We start from the raw sequence: 23,691 nt of genomic DNA on the forward strand, positions 1-23,691 counted from the left end.
TTGTCACCCTGCCTCTACGTCATCAGGCAGGGTGACAAATTTTGGAGATACGCAGTCCGGCGACTTGGTCGGCGTCAACGCTTGCAAACTTCCAAGAAGCTGGACGGAATTTCGCAAAAGATTCTGGCAACCCGTAGGCGCAGCTCGTAGCTGCGCTTCCCTGAGTTTCCCAAGGTTTTGCGGGCCATTGAAAGCTTCCCCCCTCTCCCAGCCTTGGGAGAGGGGGTAGGGGGTGAGGGCCTGCAATTGCGGGCCTGCCGAGGACGTGCGGCTGGGAGCCGCACCTACGAAAACCATCATTGCGCCGTAGGCGCTGCGCGTAGCGGCGCTTCCCCGATCAGCCAAATCCTCGGGGCTCCTTCTCCCCCTCTCCCAGCCTTGGGAGAGGGGGTCAGGGGGTGAGGGCCTGCACTTGCGGGCCTGCCGAGGACGTGCGGCTGGGAGCCGCACCTACGAAAACCATCATCACTCCGTAGGCGCTGCTCGTAGCGGCGCATCCCCGGTTAGCCCAATCCTCGGCGCTCCTTCTCCCCCTCTCCCAGCCTTGGGAGAGGGGGTCAGGGGGTGAGGGCCTGCACGGGCCTGCCGAGGACGTGCGGCTGGGAGCCGCACCTACGAAAAATCATCATGATTCCGTAGGCGCCGCTCGTAGCGGCGCTTCCCCGGTTAGCCCAATTCCCGGCGCTCCCTTCTCCCCCTCTCCCAGCCTTGGGAGAGGGGGTCAGGGGGTGAGGGCCTGCCATCATCGCCCCTGACCGTAGCCTGACCTGACGCCCAGCAGAGCGAAGAGAACCAATCGATCTCCATCGGCCGCCTCCTCCTGCCAGGCGTCGGATTCTAACCGGTGTATGGATCGATGATCCTTCAAGCTCGTAAAATTTTTCACAAACCTGGTCATCTGGCTATTCAACGAAGCCGCAAAGTTTGCTACACTTAAAAACACAAAACTCCCGCAGCGCGCGGGAGTGATTGGGCGTGCGCAGCTCCTGGTCAATCCTCCAGGAAAAGCGCCGCCGGAAGGAGGACTCGGCAACGACGCCGGTCGTACTCTGCGCATATCCCACCGATTTCGCTGTGTACACGGCGTCTGCGTTGGTTTCATCCATCGAGGACGCCGTTTTTGTATGGGTCGGCCTGGGTTCATCTCCGCCGGGAAAGGAGGAAAGCGCCATGCAATGGGAGCCGATTCGCAAGACCCCACAGATGTTGCGGGTTCCGCCCAATCTTGTCAACTATGAAGAGACCTATCGCACTTTCACCTGGGAGACCATCGAGCGCATGCTGGATGGGCTGCCCGACGGACAGGGGCTGAACATCGCCCATGAAGCGGTGGATCGCCACGCCCGCGGCGCAAGACGCAACCATCTGGCGCTGCGCTGGCTGGGCAAGGATGGCGACGTGCGCGATTTCACCTACGCCGATCTGGCCGAGCAGAGCAACCGCTTCGCCAACGTCTTGCGCAGGCTGGGCGTAGGCAAAGGGGAGCGCGTCTTCGTGTTGGCGGGCCGCATCCCCGAACTCTACATCACTGTGCTGGGGACGCTCAAAAACGTCAGCGTGCTCTGTCCGCTCTTCTCCGCCTTCGGGCCGGAGCCGGTCGAACAGCGGCTGAAGATCGGCGAGGGGAAAGTGCTGGTGACCACCGAGCGCCTCTTCCGGCAACGCAAGATCGCCGAGATGTGGGAGCGGCTGCCGTCGCTGGAGTTCGTGCTGCTGACCGACGCCGAAAGCCACGTCAACGAGGATGTGCTGTCGCTGCCGCGGCTGATGGAGGAAGCCTCGCCGGAATTCACGATCCCGCCCACCGATCCGGAGGACATGGCGCTTCTGCACTTCACCAGTGGCACGACCGGGCGGCCCAAAGGCGCCATCCACGTCCACAAGGCGGTCTATATGCACTACATGACCGCGCTCTACGCCCTCGACCTGCACCCGGAGGACATCTACTGGTGCACCGCCGACCCCGGCTGGGTGACGGGCGTCTCCTATGGCATCAGCGCGCCGCTCTGCCACGGCGTGACCATGATCGTCGATGAGGCCGAATTCGACGCCGAACGCTGGTATCGCATCCTCGAGGGGCAGAAGGTCACCGTCTGGTACACGGCGCCGACCGCCATCCGCCGCCTGATGCGCATGGACATCGAACCGCTCGAGCAGTACGACCTCAGCAACCTGCGCTTCATCGCCAGCGTGGGCGAGCCGCTCAACCCAGAGGCTGTGGCGTGGGGCATGAAGAAGCTCCATCTACCCATCCACGACAACTGGTGGCAGACCGAGACCGGCGGCATCATGATCGCCAACTTCGCCGCCATGGACATCCGCCCCGGCTCGATGGGCAAGCCGCTGCCCGGCGTAGAGGCCGCCATCGTCGAAAAGTTGGAGGACGGCCACGTGCGCGTCGTGACCGAGCCGAACGTCGAAGGGCATCTGGCGCTCAAACCCGGCTGGCCTTCGATGTTCCGCGGCTATCTACACGACGAGGAGCGCTACGCCAAGTGCTTCATCGACGGCTGGTACATCTCCGGCGACCTGGCCGAGCTGGACGAGGACGGCTACTTCTGGTTCATCGGCCGCGCCGACGACATCATCAAGACCGCCGGCCATATGGTCGGGCCGTTCGAGGTCGAAAGCGCGCTGATGGAGCATCCCGCCGTCGCCGAGGCGGGCGTCATCGGCGTGCCCGACCCCGTGATCGGGGAGGTGGTGAAGGCCTTCGTTTCGCTCAAGCCGCCTTACAAACCCAGCGAGGAGCTACGCCTGGAGCTGCTGGGCTGGGGGCGCACGAGGCTCGGCTCGGCCGTCGCGCCCAAGATGATCGAGTTTCAGGACAACCTGCCCAAGACGCGCAGCGGCAAGATCATGCGCCGTCTGCTCAAAGCGCGCGAGCTCGGGCTGCCCGAGGGCGACCTTTCGACGCTGGAGAAGGCGGCGGAGGAAGAAGAGAAGGCAGTGCAATAACGCACCGGCGACGAGAAAGGAGGGAAGCGCCATGACGACCGTTGCACTTCAGACCAAAGCGCGCGATAAGCCGGCGCTGGAGCGAGAGCATGCGCTGCACCTATTGCAGGAAATGGTGCGCATCCGCCGGCTGGAGGAAAAGTGTTACGAGCTGTACACCAAGGGCAAAATTCGCGGCTTCATGCACCTCTACGACGGTGAGGAGGCCGTAGCGGTGGGCGTCATGCAGGCGCTGACGCCGGAGGACGCCGTGATCGCCACCTACCGCGAGCACGGCCAGGCATTGGCGCGCGGCATTTCGGCCGGCGCCATTCTGGCGGAGATGTATGGCAAGCAAGAAGGATGCGCACGCGGGCGCGGCGGCTCCATGCATCTCTTCGACAAGGCGACGCGCTTTTACGGGGGCAACGGCATCGTCGGCGGCCATCTGCCGATGGCGGTCGGCATCGCCCTGGCCGACAAGCTGCGCGGCCTTAACCGCGTGACCTGCTGCTTTTTCGGCGACGGCGCCGTGGCCGAGGGCGAGTTCCATGAGTCGCTCAACCTGGCGGCGCTGTGGAAGCTTCCCGTGCTCTTCATCTGCGAGAACAACTACTACTGCATGGGCACGGCGTTGGAGCTGCACCAGTCGGAGCCGGACATCGCCAAAAAGGCCGCCTCCTATCGCATCGACGCCCGCGCTGTGGACGGCATGGACGTGCTGGCGGTTGAAGCCGCCGCGCGCGAGGCGGTGGCGCGCATCAAGGCGGGCGAAGAACCGCAGTTCCTGGAGTGCCGCACTTATCGCTTCCGCGCGCACTCGATGTTCGACGCCGAGCTTTACCGCGACAAGAGCGAGGTGCAGGAGTGGCGCAAGCGCGACCCGATCACGACCTTCCAGGCGCTTCTGAAGCAGGAGGGCTTGCTCTCCGACGAAGACATCGAGGAGATCGAGGCGCAGGTGCAGGCGGAGATCGACGAGGCGGTGGCCTTCGCCGAAGCCGGCACTTGGGAGCCGGTCGAAGAGCTGGAGCGCTTCGTGTATGCGGAGAATATCCCGCCGGATGAGCTCTATCGCCTGCCCCCGCCGGAGCCGCCCGCCGCAGAGACGCGCGAGATCACCTATCGCGAGGCCGTGCGCGAGGCAATGCGCTCCGCCATTCAGCGCGACGAACGCGTCTTCCTGATGGGCGCCGACGTCGGCCGCTACGGCGGCTGCTTCGCCGTGAGCAAGGGGCTGCTCCAGGAGTTCGGCGAGGAGCGCATCATCGGGACGCCGCTTTCGGAGTCCGCCTACACCGGCGCAGGCATCGGCGCGGCCATGAACGGCATGTTGCCGATCGTGGAGATCATGACCTGCAACTTCAGCCTGCTGGCGCTCGACCAGATTCTCAACAACGCCGCCACCATCCTGCACATGTCGGGCGGACTTTTCCACGTGCCGCTCGTCATCCGCATGGGCACGGGCGGGGGCAAGCGGCTCGCTGCACAGCATTCGCACACCTTCGACGGCTGGTACGCTCACATTCCCGGCCTGAAGGTGCTGGCGCCGGCCACGGTCGAGGACGCCCGCGGCATGTTGGAGAGCGCGCTGGCCGATCCCAACCCGGTGCTCATCTTCGAGAACACGCTGCTCTACAACAACAAAGCGGAGCTGCCGGTCAACGCCGGCCCGGTCCCCATCGACAAGGCGGCGGTGCGCCGCGAAGGCAAGGACCTCACCATCATCGCCTACGGCATGGCGTTGATTAAATCGCTGGAGGCTGCAGAGAAGCTGGCGGCGGAAGGCATCGACTGCGAGGTGATCGATCTGCGCACGCTGCGACCGCTCGACGATGAGACCATCATGGCCTCGGTGCGCAAGACGCATCGCGCCCTGATCGTCGATGAGGATTGGCGCAGCGGCAGCCTCGCTGCGGAGATCAGCGCCCGCATCATGGAGCAGGCTTTCTATGACCTCGATCAGCCGGTCGAGCGGCTGTGTGGCGCCGAAGTGCCGATGCCCTACGCGCCGCAGCTAGAGGACGCCTCGATTCCGCAGGTCGAGAGCATCGTGGCTGCTGTGAAAGGGATGGTGAACCATGGCTGAATTTCTGATGCCCAGTCTGGGCGCCGATATGCAGTCGGGCAAGCTGCTGGAGTGGCTGGTCAAGCCGGGCGACGTCGTTAAACGCGGACAGGTGATCGCAGTCGTCGGCACCGAGAAGGGCGACATCGAGGTGGAGGTCTTCGAGGAGGGCGTGGTGCGTGCGTTGCTGGCCGCGCCGGGCGCAGAAATGCCGGTCGGCGCGCCGATCGCCGTCATCGAGGCGGTTGGGGAGGCGGGAAAGGTCGCTGCGCCTGCGGCCATGCCCGCCGCCGAAGCAAAGATGGCCGCCGCGCCCACCCCTGCCGTCAAAGCCGCCGAGCCTGTCGCGCGCGCCGCCAACGGCCATCGCATCCGCGTCTCGCCGCTGGCGCGCAAGCTGGCCGCAGAGCTGGGCGTCGATCTCAGCCAGGTGCAAGGAACCGGCCCACAGGGCGCCATCGACAAGGCGGACGTCGAGCGCGCAGCTGCGGCGCTCAAGGCGCAGAGGGAGGCGCAGCAAGCGGCGCCGGCCCAAGTTGCGGAGGCGCCCCCTTCCCCCGCAAAGCCGGTGGACAAGAGCAGCGCCGAGTTTCAGGCCGGCATGCGTCGCGCCATTGCGCTGGCGATGGCGCGGTCGAACCGCGACATCCCGCATTACTATCTGGAGACACGCATCAACATGGCAAAGGCGCTGGCGTGGCTGGAGGCGGAGAACCTCAAGCGGCCGATTCAGAATCGTCTGTTGCCCGCCGTGCTGCTGATCAAAGCCGTCGCCAAAGCGCTCACGCACGTTCCGCAGCTCAACGGCTATTGGGTGGACGACGCCTTACAGGTCGCCGAGGCGATTCACATCGGCTTCGCCATCGCCCTGCGCCAGGGCGGGTTGGTCACGCCCGCCATCCATCACGCCGACCTCAAGAGCGCAGACGAGCTGATGGAGACCCTGCGCGACTTGATCATGCGCACGCGCGCGGGGCGTCTGCGCAGCTCGGAGCTGACCGACGCCACCATCACCGTGACGAGTTTGGGCGACATGGGGGTCGAGAAAGTCTTCGGCGTCATCTACCCGCCGCAGGTGGCTCTGGTCGGCTTTGGCAAGGTGACGGAGGAGGTGTGGGTCGAAAACGGCATGATCGGCGTGCGTCCGGTTGTGCACGCCACGTTGGCCGGTGACCATCGCGCCACCGACGGTCGCACCGGCGCCGAATTTTTGGATGTGTTGAACCGGCTGTTGCAGGAGCCGGAGGCGCTTTTCAACGCATAAATTTGCGTAGGTGCGGCTCCCAGCCGCAGGCCCTCACCCCCTGCCCCCTCTCCCAATGATGGGAGAGGGGGAGAAGGGAGCGCCGAGGATTTGGCGAACCTGGGAAGCGCTGCTACGAGCAGCGCCTACGGAATCATGATGATTTTTCGTAGGTGCGGCTCCCAGCCGCACGTCCTCGACGGGCCCGTGCAGGCCCTCACCCCCTGGCCCTCTCTCCCAATGGTGGGAGAGGGGGAGAAGGGAGCGCCGAGGATTTGGCGAACCTGGGAAGCGCTGCTACGAGCAGCGCCTACGGAATCATGATGATTTTCGTAGGTGCGGCTCCCAGCCGCACGTCCTCGACGGGCCCGTGCAGGCCCTCACCCCCTGGTCCCCTCTCCCAGCCTTAGGAGAGGGGGAGAAGGGGGGCCGAGGATTTGGCGAACCGGGGAAGCGCAGCTACGAGCAGCGCCTACGGAATCATGATGATTTTTCGTAGGTGCGGCTCCCAGCCGCACGTCCTCGGCAGGCCCATGCGCCTTGGGAAAAAACGAGGAAGCGCCGCTACGAGCAGCGCCTACGCAAGTGGCATCGGTTTGTGGTTAAGTGCGACTCGCAGCCGCATAGCCCCGACAGATCATAAAACTGTGCAGCGCCAGGGAAACAGGAGGCGATCATGGTTGCAACGCGAACGTTCAATAAGGAAGAACTACGCCAGCTCATCTTGAACCAGTTGCGCGGCCTTGCGCCGGAAGCCGATCTGAATGACTTGCGTCCTTATGATGACATCCGTGAAACCCTTGAAATCGATTCGTTCGACTTTCTCAATTTCTTGATCGGGTTGGCGAAAGAGACCGGCGTAGAGATTCCCGAAAAAGACTATGGCAAGGTCAGCACACTCGAAGGATTGATCAACTATCTGCTGGCGCACATGTGAGAAGCCTGACGCAACAACGCGTCTTTGCGTAAGGCGCATTTGCACGGGCTTGCGTCGCCGCGTCGGCAAAATGATCTCAGGAGGCCAGATATGGGCGCATACGAGTTGGATGGCAGCCCGTACGCCTTGGAGCGCGCTGCACTCCAGGAGCTTCTGGATGTTCTGCGCGCTCACGGCTACACGACGGTTGGGCCGCAGATCGAGCATGGCGCAATTGTCTACGACGAACTCCATCGCATCGAGGAGCTTCCCATCGGCTGGACCGATGTCCAGGAGGGCGGCTCCTACCGGCTGGAGCGACGCAACGATGACGCCCTCTTCGGCTACAACGTCGGCCCGCACAGTTGGAAGCGCTTCCTCAGCCCGCCGCTGCGACTGCTCTGGCGCGCGCGCAAGACGGAGGATGGCTTCGAGTTCGTCGTCGATGAGGAGCCGCCGCCCCGCTACGCTTTCATCGGCGTGCGCGCCTGCGAGCTGCACGCCATTCAGCAGCTGGACGCCATCTATATGGCCGGAGCTGCCACAGACAAAGATTACCAGCGACGACGCGAAGCGCTCTTCATCGTGGCGGTCAACTGCGGCAAAGCCGGGAACACCTGTTTCTGTGCATCGTTGGGAACCGGTCCCGGCGTCGGGCCGGGATATGACATTGCGCTGACCGAGCTGCTCGACGGCGAGCATCGCTTTGTCGCGGTCGCGGGGAGCGTGCGCGGGGCTGAAATTCTGGAGACAATTCCTCACCGGTCGGCGACGGATGCAGACATCGCACTCGCCGAAGCGACGATTGCGCAGGCCGCCCGCCGCATGGGGCGCAGCCTGGAGACTGCCGGCTTGAAAGAGCTGCTCTATCGCAACATCGACCATCCCCGTTGGGAGGCGGTGGCGCAGCGCTGCCTCACCTGCGGCGCATGCACGATGGTCTGCCCAACCTGCTTCTGCTTCAGCATCGAGGATGCAACCGATCTCTCCGGTCAGGTCGCCGAGCGCTGGCGTCGCTTCGATTCGTGCTTCACGCTGGCCTTTTCGTTCATCTCCAGCGGCAGCGTGCGCACCTCCGCCAAAGCGCGCTATCGCCAATGGCTCATGCACAAGCTGGCCGCCTGGCAGGATCAATTCGGCGCCATCGGCTGCGTCGGCTGTGGACGGTGCATCACCTGGTGTCCGGTCGGCATCGACATCACGGCGGAGGCTGCGGCCCTGCGCGCAGAGGAGAGCGGCCAGCTCCAACCCGAGCCAGCTGCAGTGTAGAGGAGGTGAACAGAATGACAGCGCAAAGAATGGCATTCCCAGAAGCTATGCGAGGTTCTGCAGTCTCGCCGCAGGCTGCGCAGGCGCCCATCTTGAGCCTGGACGCCTTTCGACCCTATCGCTGCCGCGTGGCCGGACGCCAGCAGGAGAACGACGACACCTTCACCGTGGAGCTGACGCCGGTGGGCGCCCGACGCCACGCCGCATTTGCGCCGGGGCAGTTCAACATGCTCTACATCTTCGGCGTGGGTGAAATCCCGATCTCGATCAGCGGCGACCCCGCCGAGCCGGATCGCCTGCTCCACACCACGCGCGCCGTCGGCGTCGTGACGCGCGCCATGGCGAAGCTGCGCGAGGGCGACGTGATCGGCGTGCGCGGCCCCTTCGGCACGCACTGGCCGCTGGAGGCGCTTCAAGGCAAAGACATTGTCATTGTCGCCGGCGGCATTGGGCTGGCGCCGTTGCGGCCGGCGCTCTACTATCTGGTGGCGCACCGCAAAGACTACGAACGCGTCGTCCTGCTCTACGGCGCGCGCACGCCGGAGGATCTGCTCTATCGCAGCGAGCTGGAGCGCTGGCGCGCCCGCTTCGACCTGGAAGTCTACGTCACCGTCGATCGGGCGACGGGCGACTGGCGCGGCAACGTCGGCGTCGTAACCACCTTGATCCCGCGCGCGCCGTTTGAGCCGCGCAACGCAGCCGCGTTGATCTGCGGCCCGGAGATCATGATGCGCTACGCCGTGCAGGCGTTGCAAAAGCGCGGCGTCGATGCAACCCAGACCTGGCTTTCCCTGGAGCGCAACATGAAGTGCGGCGTGGCCATGTGCGGCCATTGCCAGTTGGGTCCGCACATCGTATGTCGGGATGGGCCTGTGTTTCGCATGGATCAGATCGAACATTTCTTTGGACGAGGGGAGGTCTGAGATGGCGACCCAACGCAAACCACGCCTGGCTGTCTGGAAATTCGCCTCCTGCGACGGGTGCCAGCTCAGCCTGCTCGACTGTGAGGAGGAGCTGCTCGCCGTCGTAGAGCAGGTGGAGATCGCTTATTTCCTGGAGGCGTCGCGCGCCGTGGTGGAAGGACCCTACGACCTCTCGTTGGTCGAAGGCTCGATCACCACGCCGGCGGACATCGAACGCATTCGCGAGATCCGCGAAGCGTCGCGCTTCCTGGTGGCTATCGGCGCCTGTGCGACTGCGGGCGGCATTCAGGCGCTGCGCAACTTTGGCGACGTTCGCGAGTTTGCCGCCGCCGTCTACGCCCATCCGGAGTACATCGAAACGCTGAAGCGCTCTGCGCCGATCGCCGAACACGTCTTTGTAGACTTTGAGCTGCGCGGCTGCCCGATCAACAAACATCAGCTGCTCGAGGTGATCGCTGCTTACCTGCACGGCCGCAAGCCCAATATTCCGACTTACAGCGTCTGTATCGAGTGCAAATTGCGCGGAACTCCGTGCGTCATGGTGGCGGCGGGCGTCGCCTGTCTCGGACCGGTGACGCAGGCGGGCTGTCATGCGCTCTGCCCTGCCTACGGACGCGGCTGTTTCGGCTGTTACGGCCCGATGGAGACGCCCAACACCGCTTCGCTAATGACATGGTGGCGCGAACAACTGGGGGCGTCGCCGCAGACCATCGTACGGGCGTTGCGCACCTATAACGCGGGCAATGAGGTATTCCGCAAAGAGAGTGAAGCTTATGAACACGCTCACGACTAAGACGGTGCGCGTCGAGGCGCTGGCGCGCGTGGAGGGAGAAGGCGCCTTTTACGTCAAAGTCAGAGAAGGCAAAGTCGAAGATGCACAGCTTCGCATCTACGAGCCCCCGCGCTTCTTCGAGGCGTTCCTGCGCGGGCGCTCCTACGCCGAAGCGCCCGACATCACGGCGCGCATCTGCGGCATCTGCCCGGTCGCCTACCAGATGAGCGCCGTGCACGCCATGGAGGCGATCTTCGGCGTCCGAGTCGAAGGGCCGCTGCGCGAGCTGCGGCGCTTGCTCTATTGCGGCGAGTGGATCGAGAGCCACGCCTTGCACATGTTCATGCTCCATGCGCCCGACTTTCTGGGCTACGCCGACGCCATTCAGATGGCGGCCGACCATCCTGACCTGGTGCTGCAGGCGCTGCGCATCAAAAAAGTGGGCAACGATATCGTTGCGCTGCTGGGCGGACGCGAGATTCATCCGATCAACGTGCGCGTGGGCGGCTTCTATCACATCCCCAAACGACGAGAATGGAGCCGGATCGTCGAAGAGTTGAAATGGGCGCGTGACGCCATGGCAGAGCTAGTGAAATGGACAGGTCTGTTGCCCTTCCCGGAATTTGAACAGCCGTATGAGTTCGTGGCGCTGCGCCACCCTGAGGAATATCCCTTCAACGAGGGCCGCCTCGTCTCCAACCGAGGATTGGACATCCCCATCTCCGCATTCGAGGAGTTCATGGTGGAGGAGCATCTTCCGCACAGCACGTCGCTGCACGCCCACATCAAGGATCGGGGAGCGTATTTCGTCGGGCCGCTGGCGCGCTACAACTTGAACTTCGATCGCCTGTCGCCGCCGGTGCAGGAGGCCGCTCGCGCCGCCGGCCTGGGGCCAACGTGCAACAACCCCTTCCAGAGCATCATCGTGCGCGGGGTGGAGACGCTCTACGCCATCGACGAGGCGCTGCGCATCTTGGAAGATTACCCGGAGCCGGACGCCCCCTATGTGCAGTATGAGGTGCGCGGCGGCGTCGGCCACGGCTGCACAGAGGCTCCGCGCGGCATCCTCTACCATCGCTACGTGCTCGACGACAACGGCGTGATCGTCTCCGCCCGCATCACGCCGCCGACTGCGCAGAACCAGGCCACCATCGAGGCCGATCTGCGCGCCTTCGTTGAACCGCGCGTGCACTTGCCGCTCAACGAGTTGACCTGGCAGTGCGAGCAGGCCATCCGCAACTACGACCCTTGCATCTCCTGCTCGACGCATTTTTTGCGGCTGAACATCGAACGCGTCTAGGGCAAAAGCTGGGAGTTGCGGGAAAACTGTCTTGTGGGGGGCGTCCTTTCAGATTTTTGTTGCGACCGTATTTTGTCCACAAGGGCAAACGGCGGGTCAAGGCGCCGAAAATGCATTTTACAGACCCGGCGCTGCTTTGCTATCTGGCTGGGTTGTGCGCGGCGGAGCGCGCAGCGATGGAGGCCGATGGCTGCTGGCTGCACTGTGAACGTCTGGCTGCTCGCCAGCAATCCACCGGGTTCGGTCAGGCGCAACGCTCAAGGTTGTGAAGTTGTGAAAAACGAGGCTTCTATCCCAAAGACGCTTGTGCTCGGCATTGGCAACGCTTGGCGGGGGGATGACGCCGTGGGGTTGCTGGTCGCCCAGGCACTGCGAGCATATGACCTGCCGGACGTCACGGTGATGGAAGCCTCAACCGTCGATCCCGCTCTCATCCCTCTCTGGCAAGACTTCGACCGACTCATCCTGATCGACGCAGTGATCAGCGACGCTGCGCCGGGAGCCGTTCATTGGTTTGATCTCAGCCAAACGCCGTTGCCGACCCTGGTTTCGAGCTGCTCGACGCATTCGTTGGACCTGGCGACGCTCATTGAGCTGGCGCGCACGCTGCATCAGCTGCCGCCGGAAGTCTGGCTCTTCGGGATCGAAGGCCGCAATCTGACCTCTGGCCGGCCGGTGAGCGCAGCGGTGATGATGGGCCTTGAGCGTTGCATCGAGATGATCGTGGAACGCCTCCGCCTGGCGCCACAACGTCAGGCTCATTGAAGGTCATGCAGCAAAGCCTACACCGCACCTTATCTTTCGCTTGAGAAGCACATCGCGTCCAAGGAAATAGCCTTTGTCCAGGCGCACAGTGCGTTCCAGGCCCACTTCGTATGGCTTGTATTCGCTGTGCACATCCCATCCCCGGAGCCTGCGACCCTTTTCCAGGTGCAGTGAGTCGAATACACCGGCGCCGCAGGCATGGGTGAGCCAGACGCCAGGCATAGTCCCCAGCTCTCACACTTCGCTCTGGCCGCTACTCCGAAAAAGGTCACTGCAATAACAATAAAGCCGCGGAAGCGATGCGCATACGGATTGATCGCGGCAGAGAAAGGGGTGAAGGGGAAGCAGGCGCAAAGGGTGCGCCTCCATTAGCAATGCGCGGCGGTTGATTTAGAAAGCAGCGCATTGTGGTATACTTGGTTTCATTCACAAGACATTCTTCCCATCATCTGTGCGAGAGGCTTCCGCCTCATCGTAAAGCAGCAAAGGATTTTGTCTATGAGCACCATTGACGTGGCATCTGTGCGTCGGTTGGTTGACCAACACAGCGACGCCATCATCCGCTTCCTGCGCGAGCTGTGCGCCATCCCCTCGTTCGATTCTCAGATCGGACCGGTCGGCGAGCGAGCGCAGGCGGAGATGCGCAAACTCGGCTTCGACGCCGTCTGGTTCGATTCGATGGGCAACACGCTGGGGCGCATCGGCGACGGGCCGCGCATTCTGTTATACGATAGCCACATCGATACGGTGGGCATCGGCAATCGCGACGACTGGGATTGGGATCCGTTCATCGGCAAGGTCGAGAAAGGGCGCTTTTACGCCCGCGGGGCGTGCGATGAAAAGGGCAGCACGCCGCCGATGATCTACGGCCTCGCCATCGCCAGGGAGTTGGGGCTGCTCGACGGATGGACCGTCTATTACTTCGGCAACATGGAGGAATGGTGCGATGGCATCGCCCCGCACGCGCTGGTCGAGCATGAGGGCATCCGCCCTCACTACGTCGTCATCGGCGAACCGACCAAAATGCAAATTTATCGGGGGCACAAAGGCCGCGTCGAAATCGAAGTCACGGTGCGCGGGCGCAGCGCGCACGCCGCCAGCAACCACCTCGGCGACAACGCCATCTACAAGGCGTTGCCCATCATCGATGGCGTCAGCAAAATGGAGCCGCAGCTCGGCGACGATCCTTTCCTCGGGAACGGCAAAATCACGGTGACCGACATGAAGGTGTCGACTCCCTCGATCAACGCTGTGCCCGATCTGGTGCGCCTCTACATCGACCGTCGCCTCACCTTCGGCGAAAGCGCAGAGCAGGCGATTGCACAGGTGCGCGCCCTTGTCCCGGAGCGCCAACTCCAAAGCGGCGAGGTCACGGTGGAAATGATGAAATACGCCGAGCCAAGTTACACCGGTTTTGTCTTTCCGGTAGATAAATATTTTCCCGCCTGGGCGTTGGATGAAAATCACCCGCTTGTCCAGGCCGGCCACGAGGCGGCGCGCCTGATCGGCCTGCCGGATCATCCCTCCGGCAAATGGAACTTCAGCACCAACGGCACCTACTGGATGGGCAAGGCAGGCATCCCGTCGATCGGCTTCGGCCCCGGCGAGGAAGAGACGGCGCACACCGTGATGGACAGCGTGCTTCTCTCCGACGTCGTCAAGGCGGCTGAGTTTTATGCAGTGCTGCCGGCGTTGATTCGCTAACGAGAGCATTTCCTTCACAAGCAACGGAGCTTTACTCATGTCCTCGGACAATCGCGGGCCCCTCGCTGTGGTCGCCATCGGCGGCAACTCGTTGATCACCGACAACAGACACGCCGACGTTCCGCATCAATGGGACGCCGTGCGCCAGACCTCCCACTACATCGCCGACATGGTGGAAGCGGGCTGGTCCATCGCCATCACCCATGGCAATGGGCCACAGGTGGGATTTATCTTGCGGCGCAACGAGCTGGCGGCGCATGAAGTTCACCCCACGCCCCTCGACCTGATTGTGGCGGACACCCAGGGCAGCATCGGCTTCATGTTGCAGCAGACGCTCAACAACGAGTTCTTTCAGCGCAACATCGATCGCCAGTGCATCACCCTGGTCACCCAAGTGGAAGTGGATCCCAACGATCCGGCTTTCGCCAATCCCTCCAAGCCGATCGGCGGCTTCATGGACGAGGCGCAGGCGCGCAACTTTGAACGTCAGGGCTGGCGGGTGATCGAAGACGCGGGCCGCGGATGGCGTCGCGTGGTCGCCTCGCCGGAGCCGCTCGCCATCGTCGAAGAAAAAGCGATCGCGCAGGCGGTGCGCATGGGTTGGATCGTCGTGGCGGTGGGCGGGGGCGGCATCCCGGTCGTGCGCAACGCCAAAGGCGAGCTGCGCTCCGTCTACGCCGTGATCGACAAAGACCGCGCCAGCAGCCTGCTCGCCTCGCAGATCGACGCCGATCTGCTCTTGATCAGCACGGCCGTCGAAAAGGTGGCGCTGAACTATGGCAAACCCAACCAGGTCTTCCTGGATGAAATGACCATCGCCGAGGCGGAGCAATATATCGCCGAAGGCCATTTCGCCCCCGGCAGCATGTTGCCGAAGATCGAGGCGTGCATCCGCTTTTTGCAGAACAGCCGCAAGCCGAACGCTTACACCCTCATCACCAATCCAGAAAATCTGGCGCGCGCGCTGCGCGGCGAGACGGGCACGCGTATCGTGCGCTAGGAGAATAAACGTCTGTAGGGGCGCCGCTTTGCACCAGCCCGTCGAGCTTTTCATCGGCGGCGTCGCCGAATTTCCTCCTTTTGCACCATTCCCCCGAGGGACGCCCCTGCCAACGGATGCAGACGCATCCCTCAAAAGCGAATTGACAAACTGCAAAATGCCTCGTTACAATGGAAGTATGACCCGCTCATGTAAACATTCACTTTGGTTCGGCAGGTTGCGTTTTCTGGAGGCGAAAAAGAGGAACGGCACTTACTGCCAGGTATCTTCGCTTTCTGCTACAGTGGAAGGTGTCGGGGAAACCGACGGTGATAGTTGTACAAGGGAAGATCTATGTCTGACAAATTAGATCGCTTTACAAAGCGAGCGCGCCGCGTGCTGACGCTGGCGCAGGAAGAAGCGCTCCGGCTGAATCACAATTACATAGGCACCGAGCACCTTCTCCTCGGTTTGGTGCGAGAAGAGAACGGCGTGGCGGTGAAGGTGTTGCGCGAGCTCGGCGTGGAGCCGGTCCAAATTATCCGTGCGGTCGAACGCACGGTCGGAAGGGGCGAGCGACCGCCTTTCGGCAAGCCGACCCTGGCCCCGCGCACCAAGCGCGTCATCGAGCTGGCGGTGGATGAAGCCCGCCTGATGGGTCATCACTACATCGGCACCGAACATCTGCTGCTTGGCCTGGTGCGCGAAGGCGAGGGGATCGCAGTCAATGTGTTGCGCGGGCTGGGCATCAACCTGGACCGCGTGCGCACGCAGACGGCGCGCAACATCCTGCAGAGCCAGGCGCAGACCAAAGATAAACAAAAGAAAGAGTCCAAGACGCCGCTGATGGATCAGCTCGGCTACGACATGACGGCCGCGGCCGAGGAAGGCAAACTCGACCCCGTCATCGGACGCGAAGCCGAAATCGAACGCGTGATCCAGATCCTGAGCCGGCGCACCAAAAACAACCCCGCCCTCATTGGCGAGCCGGGCGTGGGCAAGACCGCCATCGTCGAAGGGCTGGCGCAGCGCATCGTGGAGGGCAATGTGCCCGAACCGCTGCTCAACAAACGCCTGCTGATGCTCGACGTCGGCAGCCTGGTCGCCGGCACCATGTACCGCGGCCAGTTCGAGGAGCGCCTCAAGAAGGTGATCGAAGAGGTGATCAACTCACAGTCGATCCTCTTCATCGATGAGGTGCACATGCTGGTCGGCGCAGGCGCGGCGGGCAGCAGCGTGGACGCCGCCAACATCTTGAAGCCGGCGCTCAGCCGTGGCGAGCTGCAGGTGATCGGCGCCACCACGCTCGACGAATATCGCAAATATATCGAGAGCGACGCAGCGCTCGAACGACGCTTCCAGCCGATTTTGGTGGAGGAGCCTTCGATTGAGCAGACGATCGAAATCCTGCGCGGCGTTCGACCTCGCTATGAGGAGCACCACAAACTCATCATCACGGACGAAGCGTTGCACGCCGCCGCGCATCTGGCCGCGCGCTATGTGCCCGATCGCTTCATGCCGGATAAAGCAATCGACCTGATCGACGAAGCCGGCAGCCGCGTGCGCATGTACAAGGCACCCTACGCCGCCAATCTGCGCGAGACTTTCATGAGTCTCAAGAAGCTGCAGAAGGAAAAAGAGCAGGCGCTTGACATGCAGCGCTTCGACGACGCCATCGACCTCCGCTATCGCGAAGTCGAGCTGGAGGCGCGGCTGAGCGAGCTGCGCGAAGGCTGGAACGAAGCCGCCAATCAGCCGAAAGTGACGGCGGAGGACATCGCCGAAGTAGTCTCGATGTGGACAGGCGTCCCGGTCAGCCGCATCGCCGGCGAGGAGCGCGAGCGTCTGCTGGAGATGGAGCGCGTGATGCATCAGCGCATCATCGGCCAGGATGAGCCGATCCGGGCGATTGCCAAGGCCGTGCGCCGCGCGCGCGCCGGCTTGAAAGACCCCAAACGTCCGATTGGCAGCTTCATGTTCCTGGGCCCCACGGGCATCGGCAAGACGCTGCTCGCCAAGACGCTGGCGGAGTTCCTCTTCGGCAGCGAAGAGGCGCTGATCAAGCTCGACATGAGCGAATTCATGGAGCGCCACAACGTCAGCCGTCTGGTCGGCGCACCGCCAGGATACGTCGGCTACGAAGAAGGCGGCCAGCTCACCGAAGCTGTGCGTCGCCGCCCCTACAGCGTAGTGCTGCTCGACGAGATCGAAAAGGCGCATCCTGAGGCGTTCAACATGTTGCTCCAAATCATGGAGGACGGTTACCTCACCGACGCCAAGGGACGCCGCGTCGACTTCCGCAATACGCTGATCCTGATGACCAGCAACATCGGCGCCAAACTGATCCAGGGCGCCAAGGGGCTTGGCTTCGTCATCTCGCAGGACGAAGACGAAGAGCGCCGCGAGAGCGAATACGAGAAGATGAAAGCCAAGGTGATGGACGCGCTCAAGAAGACCTTCCGGCCAGAGTTCATCAACCGTCTGGACGGCATCATGGTCTTCCGCAGCCTCACCAAGGAGGAGATCGCCCAGATTGTTGAGCTGGAGTTGCGCCCGCTGCGCATGCAGATGGCCGAGCACGAAATGGAGCTGATCCTGACCGAAGCTGCGCGCCGCGCCATCGCCGACGCAGGCTACGATCCGGAGTACGGCGCCCGACCGCTGCGCCGCGTCATTCAGAACCAAATTCAGGACCCGCTCAGCGAGGGCATGCTGGCCGAAAAATTCGTGCCGGGCGACACCATCACCGTGGACTACCGCGAGGTGGTGGGCGAAGACGGCGTAGCGACCAAGCAGTTCGTCTTCGAGGTCACAGCGCACAAGGACGTGACGAAATCTTCGGAGGAGACCGACGAATTCGAGGCGTTGCTTCAATAGGGTTGATGCTCCCATCCCCGAGGCGACAACCCCCGACGTCATCTGAGAGGTGACGTCGGGGGTTTTTCATTGCAGCCGATATTGTTCGCTATAATGAAGAAACGACGGCCTGAAGAAAAAGGAGGTGAGCGCACACATGGCTTCTCAACAGGGAGCGCAACCGGTCGAACAACTGCTGAAATCTTCATCGAAGCGATCGATTGCGGCGTGAAATTTGAGGATTATGCAACCCATGGCGTGCGCGAAGACTGGATCATCGACCCAGATGCAGAAAGATTAATGCAGCCACGCTGCGCCGGTTGCTGCAAACGCCCAACCCAACGACCCTATCATCAAGCCAACCCTAAAAGCGCAAAGGATTGATCTTATGGCGGAGCGAATCGGTTTTATCGGCCTCGGCATCATGGGCAGAGGCATGGCGGCGAACCTGCTCAAGGCGGGGTTTCCGCTCACGGTGTGGAATCGCACCACCACGCGCATGCAAGAGCTGGTGGCGGAAGGCGCACACGCCGGCGCCAGTCCGGCCGACGTGGCGGAGCGCAGCGACATCGTCGTCATCTGCGTCAGCGACACGCCGGACGTCCAGGAAGTGATCTTGGGAGAGCGCGGGGTGATCCACGGCGCGCGACCGGGCAGCCTGGTGATCGACTGCAGCACGATCAGCCCCAAGGCGACGCGCGAAATCGCCGACAAACTGGCCGAACGAGGCGTCTTCATGCTCGACGCTCCCGTCAGCGGAGGCAGCGAGGGCGCAGCCAAAGGCACGCTCAGCATCATGGTCGGCGGCGAAGCCGAACAGTTCGCACGCGCGCTGCCCGTGTTTCAGGCCATGGGCAAGACCATCACCCACGTCGGCGGACACGGCGCCGGTCAAACCGTCAAACTGGTCAATCAGGTGCTGGTCGTCGGCAACTGCATCGCCATGTGCGAAGCGCTGATGTTCGCACAGGCGGGCGGCGTCGACCTCCGGAAGACCTACGACGCCATCAGCCAGGGCGCAGCCGGGAGCTGGATGTTCACCCACCGCGCGCCGCAGATCATTGCGCGCGACTGGCGGCCGGGCTTCACCATTGACCTCCAGCAGAAAGACCTGCGCCTGGTGTTGGAGGCCGCCGACGAACTGGGCGCGCCGGTGCTGATCACCAGCCTGGTCTTTCAGTTATATCGCACCCTCCAGGCGCGCGGTCTCGGCAACGAAGGCAATCATGCGCTGATCAAGGCGCTCGAACATCTGGCCGGCTTTCAGATCGAGCCTGCCTCCTGACAGGCCGCAGGGGATGCGATCCTCCCCCTTTCCGGGGAGCTTCACAAGCTGCGCTTGCTCGAATTCCCCAAGACCTTGCGTTCATCGAGAACGTGCGGCTTGCAGCCGCAGCGACGGTGAATCCAGAGAATCTCCGGCCCCCTCTCCCGATGCTGGGAGAGGGGGCCAGGGGGTGAGGGCCCGCGGCTGCGAGCCGCAGGCACAATCCACTCTATCAATTCCCGGGTTCAACTGTGCAACTTCTATCGGTAAATTGCATGGGCTTCCTGGCCCCCTGCTATAAGAACACACCGCACTGCGCAACCTCTATCTAAAGTGAAAATCCACGGTCCTGTATTCCATACAAACTTACTGTTTGGTCTGACGAAAACCGGGTACAATAAAACTTGTGTACAGAAATTATCGTATTAAAAAAGAAAAAATGAAGCGTTGTTCGAGCCTTTCTTACCAGGAAGCTAGATGACACTATGAAGCGATTTTTTGTGGTCTTGATGGTTGTTGCGGTGATCGGCGCAGGCGGATGGTATGTCTACGATCGTTATGTAGCGCCGGTTCAGGCGCAAAGCAACGCGCCGACCTACGAAACCATCGTCGTGCAGCGCGGCTCCATCGCCAGCACGGTGAGCGCCACCGGCAGCATCGAGCCAAACGATCAAGTCTCCCTCGTCTTTCGCAACATCGGCACGGTCAGCGAAGTGCTGGTCGAGGTCGGCCAGAGCGTGCAGCGCGGCCAGCTTCTGGCGCAACTAGACGTCACCGAGCTGACGCTTGCGCTTGCCAATGCGAAGGTCGCCCAGGAGATCGCAGCGGCGCAGTTGGCCAAACTGGAGGCGCCTCCCGATCCGATGGATGTGGCGGCGGCGCAGGCGGCGGTCGAAGTGGCGCAGGCGGGCGTCGCCAGCGCCGAAGCTGCGCTGGCCAGCGCCCAGGCCAACTACCGCAACCTTTTTGCAGGGCCGAGCGAGGCGCAGCAGGTGATCAACGAGGCGCAGCTGCGCCAGGCCGAGATTGCGCTCAAGCAGGCGCAACAGGCGTACAACAAGATCAAGGACCAACCGGACGCCGGCATGTACCCGCAGGCGCAGCAGCTAGAGCAGGCGACGGCCAACTATGAGCTGGCCAAAGCCCAGGTCGCCAAGACCAACGAGCCGGTGAGCGAGGCGCAGCGCGCCCAGGCGCTGAATCAGATCGCGCAGGCGCAGTCCGCGCTGCGACAGGCGCAGGCGCAGGTGGTCAACGCCCGCAACAACCTCAACAAGCTGCTCGAAGGCCCCAAGGAAGAAGACCTGACAATTGCGCGCGCCCAGCTCAAGCAGGCGCAGCTCAACGTGCTGCAGGCGGAGAACGCCCTCGCCAATGCCCGCCTGGTCGCGCCTATTGACGGCGTCGTCAGCCAGGTGAACATCAAGGCAGGCGAGATCGCCAACAACGCCAGGCCGGCGGTCGTGTTGACCGATCTGAGCCAATTCAAGATGAAGGTGCTGGTCGATGAAATCGACGTGCGTCAGGTCGCCGTTGGTCAACCGGTGCGCCTGAGCGTTGACGCCTTGCCCGGCGCCGAAATCACCGGCAAAGTCACCGAAATTTCGCCGACGGCCTCGAACGTCGGCGGCGTTGTCGCCTACGAGGTGACCGTCGTGCCCGACCCGACGGACGAGCCGCTGCGCGTGGGCATGAGCGCCACCGCCATCATCACCACGGCGAACGTGGACAACGTCGTGTTGGCGCCCAACCGTTTCATCACCATCGATCGCAACACCGGCGTCGCCTATGTGTTCAAGATGGTGAACGGCGAACCGGTGCGACAGCAGGTGGAGCTGGGCCTGCGCAACGAGCGCGAAAGCCAGATTCTGGCCGGTCTGCAGGAGGGCGATCAGATCGCTCTCGTGACGCAGACCAGCGAAGAACGGCTGCGCGGCGCACTCTTCGGCGGCAACTAGCGGCAGACCCTGAAGGAAAGAGAGGCGAAACGAACGCCATGATGCCAAAAAATGGGCGAACGAACGGTCAGATTCCGGTCATTGCCTTGCGCGACATCACCAAAGTATATCAGATGGGCGACGTCGAGGTGCACGCCTTGCGCGGGATCGACCTCGAAGTCTATCCCGGCGAAATGATCGCCATCATGGGGCCGAGCGGCAGCGGCAAGTCGACGCTGATGAACATCATCGGCTGCCTCGATGTGCCGACTTCTGGAACCTATGAGCTCGACGGTAAAGACGTCAGTCGTCTGAAGGACGACCAGCTGGCCGCCATTCGCAACCACAAGATCGGCTTTGTTTTTCAAAATTTCAACCTGCTGCCGCGCACGACCGCAGTCGCCAACGTGGAGCTGCCCCTCATCTATGCAGGGATGGGCGGCCGGCAGCGCCGCAAGCGCGCGGAGGATGCGCTGCGGCTGGTTGGCCTGGGCGACCGCCTCGACCACAAGCCGAACGAACTTTCCGGCGGCCAGCAGCAGCGCGTGGCCATCGCACGCGCCCTGGTCAACGAGCCTTCCATGATCCTGGCCGACGAACCGACCGGCAACCTGGACACGAAGACCAGCATTGAGATCATGGAGCTCTTTCAACGCCTCAACCAGGAACGCGGCATCACGATCGTCTTCGTCACCCACAACCCGGAGACCGCCGAATACTGCAACCGGGTTGTGCGCATCCGAGACGGGCTGATCGAGTCGGATGAAACCCGACAGGCGACGGCCGGCATTCATGCAGCCAAGACACATGCAGTCTCGTCGAACGGGCATGAGGCGGTGATGGTGAAGGAGCGCGAACGATGAAAGTGCTGGAAGCATTGCGCATCGCCATGCGCGCCCTGGCGGCCAACAAATTGCGCAGCGTGCTCACCATGCTCGGCATCATCATCGGCGTCGGCGCCGTGATTGCGCTGATGTCGATCGGCCGCGGGGTGGAGAAATATGTTACGGATCAGTTCGCCGGTTTGGGCAGCAACCTGCTCTTTATTGCGCCGGGGCAAATCACCGAAGGGCCGCCCTCGCTGCGCGCCAATCCGGTGCGGTCGCTGACCCTGGGCGATATGCTCGCCATCGCCGACCGCAGCCGCGTGCCGCACGTTGCGGCGGTGGCGGCGGACTTTCAGACGCGCGTGCAGGTCTCGCGCGCCGGCAAGACGGTCACCGTGCAGGCCAATGCCACGACGCCCGAATATCCGCTCGTGCGCAACTGGAACACCACGATCGGCTCTTACTTCTCGACGCTCGACAGCGACGAACGTCAGCGCGTGGTCGTGCTCGGGTCGGAGACCTACCAACAGCTCTTTCCCAACAACGAATACCCGATCGACCAAACCGTGCAGATCAACGGCATGAACTTCCGCGTGATCGGCGTCATGGAGAGCAAGGGCGGCGGGCCCGGCGGCAATCTCGACCGTTCGGTCTTCTTGCCGCTGACCACAGGCCAGGATCGCCTCTTCAAGCAGAAGACGCCCAACGGCGAGTATCGGGTCACGGTGATTTACGCCTCGATCGACGACAGCGCCAATATTCCCGCTGCGCAGGAAGCGATCACCGAGCTGATGCGCGAGCGCCGCGGCATCAAATATCTCGATCAGGACGATTTCACCATCATCAGCCAAAACGACCTGATCTCCGTGTTCGGCGACATTCTGGGCGCGCTGACGATCTTCCTGGGCGCCATCGCCGCCATCAGCTTGCTGGTCGGCGGCATCGGCATCATGAACATCATGCTGGTGAGCGTCACCGAGCGCACGCGCGAGATCGGGCTGCGCAAGGCGGTCGGCGCCAAACGCGGCGACGTGCTCATCCAGTTTCTCATTGAGGCGATGACGCTGGCCGCCATCGGCGGCATGATCGGCGTCGCCCTGGGCTGGGGACTGGCGCAGATCGTCAGCACCTTCTTCGGCGAATTTCAGGCTGTCGTGGGCGCCGACGCCGTAGTCACCTCGTTGGTCGTGGCGACGGCGGTCGGGCTGTTTTTCGGCATCTTTCCGGCGTTTCGGGCCAGCCGCCTCAACCCCATCGATGCGCTGCGCTATGAATAAACAGAGATCGCCTCTCTTCACGCGTTCATCCGTTCGGCAATATGGCCTGTGGATTGTGCTGCTGGGCACCTTTCTGATCCTCGCAGCTTGTAGCAGCCCAACGCTGGCAACACCGACGCCCATTCCCGCCGATGTCGTGCGCCCGGTTCAACCTACGCCGGTCTATACGGCGCGCGCCGACATTTTCACCCTGAACACACCGCAAGGGACGCCTATTTTCATCACGCCGACGCCGACGCCCGCGCTGGAGGCGCTGAGCGCCGTTCGTCGGGGGCCGGCGGGCTGGACGGCTCTCCTGGCCATCGAGCAGCCGCCTTCGGCCATCGGAATTGCGACGGGCGGCGCCGCCATCTATGACCGGCCCGGCGGCCGCATTCTGAAGCAAGCTCCTCCCACCGGCGTCTTGAATGTGACCGGAATTTCGGCGGATGGTCGCTGGCTTTCTGTGTACGATGAGAATGCAGTCTTCGGGTGGACGCCCGCCGGTCAGCTGTCGCTCTTCGGCGCCGATGATTTAACCGTCGTCGACCAAGCGGTGGACCCCGGCGTCGTCGCCACTCTGATCGCCGATGTAATGGAGCCTGTCAACGTCCTGGATGAGCTGATGGCGACGCTCAACGCCACGCCGCAGCCGTAAGACCGGCCCAACGA

At 62.9% G+C, this 23,691-nt stretch carries 19 protein-coding genes; all 19 read left to right on the plus strand.

The window, feature by feature from the left end; translation table 11 throughout:
- Positions 1-1,170 precede the first annotated feature (1,170 nt).
- The 19 genes from acsA (at position 1,171) to Q0367_RS00995 (ending at position 23,677) form a co-directional block, all read left to right on the plus strand.
- Positions 1,171-2,958, plus strand: coding sequence for an acetate--CoA ligase (acsA, locus tag Q0367_RS00905; protein ID WP_339777921.1), 1,788 nt, complete (start codon positions 1,171-1,173; stop codon positions 2,956-2,958).
- Positions 2,959-2,989: 31 nt separating this feature from the next.
- On the plus strand, positions 2,990-5,026 hold the full coding sequence (gene pdhA, locus Q0367_RS00910) for a pyruvate dehydrogenase (acetyl-transferring) E1 component subunit alpha (RefSeq protein WP_298980659.1): 2,037 nt from the start codon (positions 2,990-2,992) through the stop codon (positions 5,024-5,026).
- The gene (locus Q0367_RS00915; protein WP_297633152.1) at positions 5,019-6,269 is read left to right on the plus strand and encodes a dihydrolipoamide acetyltransferase family protein; all 1,251 of its coding nucleotides are present in this window, start codon (positions 5,019-5,021) and stop codon (positions 6,267-6,269) included. The genes pdhA and Q0367_RS00915 overlap by 8 nt, the downstream gene beginning before the upstream one ends.
- 655 nt (positions 6,270-6,924) lie before the next feature.
- Positions 6,925-7,185 carry an acyl carrier protein gene (locus Q0367_RS00920; RefSeq protein ID WP_297633149.1) on the plus strand — a complete coding sequence of 87 codons (261 nt, stop codon included), beginning with the start codon at positions 6,925-6,927 and terminating at the stop codon, positions 7,183-7,185.
- A gap of 90 nt (positions 7,186-7,275) precedes the next feature.
- Positions 7,276-8,433, plus strand: coding sequence for a 4Fe-4S dicluster domain-containing protein (locus Q0367_RS00925; RefSeq protein ID WP_297633145.1), 1,158 nt, complete (start codon positions 7,276-7,278; stop codon positions 8,431-8,433).
- 47 nt (positions 8,434-8,480) lie between these two features.
- Positions 8,481-9,356: an FAD/NAD(P)-binding protein gene (locus Q0367_RS00930; protein WP_298980660.1), complete on the plus strand. Its 876-nt coding sequence runs from the start codon at positions 8,481-8,483 to the stop codon at positions 9,354-9,356.
- Position 9,357: 1 nt separating this feature from the next.
- Positions 9,358-10,149: an oxidoreductase gene (locus Q0367_RS00935; protein WP_297633139.1), complete on the plus strand. Its 792-nt coding sequence runs from the start codon at positions 9,358-9,360 to the stop codon at positions 10,147-10,149.
- Positions 10,130-11,428, plus strand: coding sequence for a Ni/Fe hydrogenase subunit alpha (locus Q0367_RS00940; protein ID WP_298980661.1), 1,299 nt, complete (start codon positions 10,130-10,132; stop codon positions 11,426-11,428). The genes Q0367_RS00935 and Q0367_RS00940 overlap by 20 nt, the downstream gene beginning before the upstream one ends.
- A gap of 110 nt (positions 11,429-11,538) precedes the next feature.
- Complete coding sequence (locus Q0367_RS00945) at positions 11,539-11,697, plus strand: hypothetical protein (protein WP_297633134.1); 159 nt, start codon at positions 11,539-11,541, stop codon at positions 11,695-11,697.
- A 4-nt stretch (positions 11,698-11,701) separates the two neighbouring features.
- Positions 11,702-12,193: a hydrogenase maturation protease gene (locus Q0367_RS00950; protein ID WP_298980662.1), complete on the plus strand. Its 492-nt coding sequence runs from the start codon at positions 11,702-11,704 to the stop codon at positions 12,191-12,193.
- Between the two features lie 498 nt (positions 12,194-12,691).
- Positions 12,692-13,897, plus strand: a complete 1,206-nt coding sequence (locus Q0367_RS00955) for a YgeY family selenium metabolism-linked hydrolase (protein ID WP_297633128.1) — start codon at positions 12,692-12,694, stop codon at positions 13,895-13,897.
- Between the two features lie 37 nt (positions 13,898-13,934).
- Entirely contained in the window at positions 13,935-14,897 is a 963-nt protein-coding gene (gene arcC / locus Q0367_RS00960; protein WP_298980663.1) for a carbamate kinase, read from the plus strand.
- Positions 14,898-15,230: 333 nt separating this feature from the next.
- Positions 15,231-17,753 carry an ATP-dependent Clp protease ATP-binding subunit gene (locus tag Q0367_RS00965; RefSeq protein ID WP_297633122.1) on the plus strand — a complete coding sequence of 841 codons (2,523 nt, stop codon included), beginning with the start codon at positions 15,231-15,233 and terminating at the stop codon, positions 17,751-17,753.
- A 93-nt stretch (positions 17,754-17,846) separates the two neighbouring features.
- On the plus strand, positions 17,847-18,116 hold the full coding sequence (locus tag Q0367_RS00970) for a Uma2 family endonuclease (protein WP_297633119.1): 270 nt from the start codon (positions 17,847-17,849) through the stop codon (positions 18,114-18,116).
- 4 nt (positions 18,117-18,120) lie between these two features.
- Positions 18,121-19,017: an NAD(P)-dependent oxidoreductase gene (locus Q0367_RS00975; protein ID WP_297633116.1), complete on the plus strand. Its 897-nt coding sequence runs from the start codon at positions 18,121-18,123 to the stop codon at positions 19,015-19,017.
- 467 nt (positions 19,018-19,484) lie between these two features.
- Positions 19,485-20,957: an efflux RND transporter periplasmic adaptor subunit gene (locus tag Q0367_RS00980; RefSeq protein ID WP_297633113.1), complete on the plus strand. Its 1,473-nt coding sequence runs from the start codon at positions 19,485-19,487 to the stop codon at positions 20,955-20,957.
- 41 nt (positions 20,958-20,998) lie between these two features.
- Positions 20,999-21,799, plus strand: coding sequence for an ABC transporter ATP-binding protein (locus Q0367_RS00985; protein ID WP_363325820.1), 801 nt, complete (start codon positions 20,999-21,001; stop codon positions 21,797-21,799).
- On the plus strand, positions 21,796-23,040 hold the full coding sequence (locus tag Q0367_RS00990) for an ABC transporter permease (RefSeq protein ID WP_297633107.1): 1,245 nt from the start codon (positions 21,796-21,798) through the stop codon (positions 23,038-23,040). Before Q0367_RS00985 ends, Q0367_RS00990 begins: the two co-directional genes overlap by 4 nt.
- Entirely contained in the window at positions 23,033-23,677 is a 645-nt protein-coding gene (locus Q0367_RS00995; RefSeq protein ID WP_297633104.1) for a hypothetical protein, read from the plus strand. The genes Q0367_RS00990 and Q0367_RS00995 overlap by 8 nt, the downstream gene beginning before the upstream one ends.
- The last annotated feature ends 14 nt before the right edge of the window (positions 23,678-23,691 follow it).

This window comes from uncultured Caldilinea sp., from assembly GCF_937128415.1.
Lineage (GTDB): Bacteria > Chloroflexota > Anaerolineae > Caldilineales > Caldilineaceae > Caldilinea.

Excerpts from the sequence above, each read along its gene's own strand:
- Q0367_RS00935 (WP_297633139.1), top strand. The coding sequence starts at position 9,358 with ATGGCGACCCAACGCAAACCACGCCTGGCTGTCTGGAAATTCGCCTCC.
- Q0367_RS00995 (WP_297633104.1), top strand. The coding sequence starts at position 23,033 with ATGAATAAACAGAGATCGCCTCTCTTCACGCGTTCATCCGTTCGGCAA.
- Q0367_RS00965 (WP_297633122.1), top strand. The coding sequence starts at position 15,231 with ATGTCTGACAAATTAGATCGCTTTACAAAGCGAGCGCGCCGCGTGCTG.
- pdhA (WP_298980659.1), top strand. The coding sequence starts at position 2,990 with ATGACGACCGTTGCACTTCAGACCAAAGCGCGCGATAAGCCGGCGCTG.
- Q0367_RS00930 (WP_298980660.1), top strand. The coding sequence starts at position 8,481 with ATGCGAGGTTCTGCAGTCTCGCCGCAGGCTGCGCAGGCGCCCATCTTG.
- Q0367_RS00975 (WP_297633116.1), top strand. The coding sequence starts at position 18,121 with ATGGCGGAGCGAATCGGTTTTATCGGCCTCGGCATCATGGGCAGAGGC.
- Q0367_RS00955 (WP_297633128.1), top strand. The coding sequence starts at position 12,692 with ATGAGCACCATTGACGTGGCATCTGTGCGTCGGTTGGTTGACCAACAC.
- Q0367_RS00945 (WP_297633134.1), top strand. The coding sequence starts at position 11,539 with ATGCATTTTACAGACCCGGCGCTGCTTTGCTATCTGGCTGGGTTGTGC.
- Q0367_RS00990 (WP_297633107.1), top strand. The coding sequence starts at position 21,796 with ATGAAAGTGCTGGAAGCATTGCGCATCGCCATGCGCGCCCTGGCGGCC.
- arcC (WP_298980663.1), top strand. The coding sequence starts at position 13,935 with ATGTCCTCGGACAATCGCGGGCCCCTCGCTGTGGTCGCCATCGGCGGC.
- Q0367_RS00915 (WP_297633152.1), top strand. The coding sequence starts at position 5,019 with ATGGCTGAATTTCTGATGCCCAGTCTGGGCGCCGATATGCAGTCGGGC.
- acsA (WP_339777921.1), top strand. The coding sequence starts at position 1,171 with ATGCAATGGGAGCCGATTCGCAAGACCCCACAGATGTTGCGGGTTCCG.
- Q0367_RS00970 (WP_297633119.1), top strand. The coding sequence starts at position 17,847 with ATGAAGAAACGACGGCCTGAAGAAAAAGGAGGTGAGCGCACACATGGC.
- Q0367_RS00920 (WP_297633149.1), top strand. The coding sequence starts at position 6,925 with ATGGTTGCAACGCGAACGTTCAATAAGGAAGAACTACGCCAGCTCATC.
- Q0367_RS00980 (WP_297633113.1), top strand. The coding sequence starts at position 19,485 with ATGAAGCGATTTTTTGTGGTCTTGATGGTTGTTGCGGTGATCGGCGCA.
- Q0367_RS00985 (WP_363325820.1), top strand. The coding sequence starts at position 20,999 with ATGCCAAAAAATGGGCGAACGAACGGTCAGATTCCGGTCATTGCCTTG.
- Q0367_RS00940 (WP_298980661.1), top strand. The coding sequence starts at position 10,130 with ATGAACACGCTCACGACTAAGACGGTGCGCGTCGAGGCGCTGGCGCGC.
- Q0367_RS00925 (WP_297633145.1), top strand. The coding sequence starts at position 7,276 with ATGGGCGCATACGAGTTGGATGGCAGCCCGTACGCCTTGGAGCGCGCT.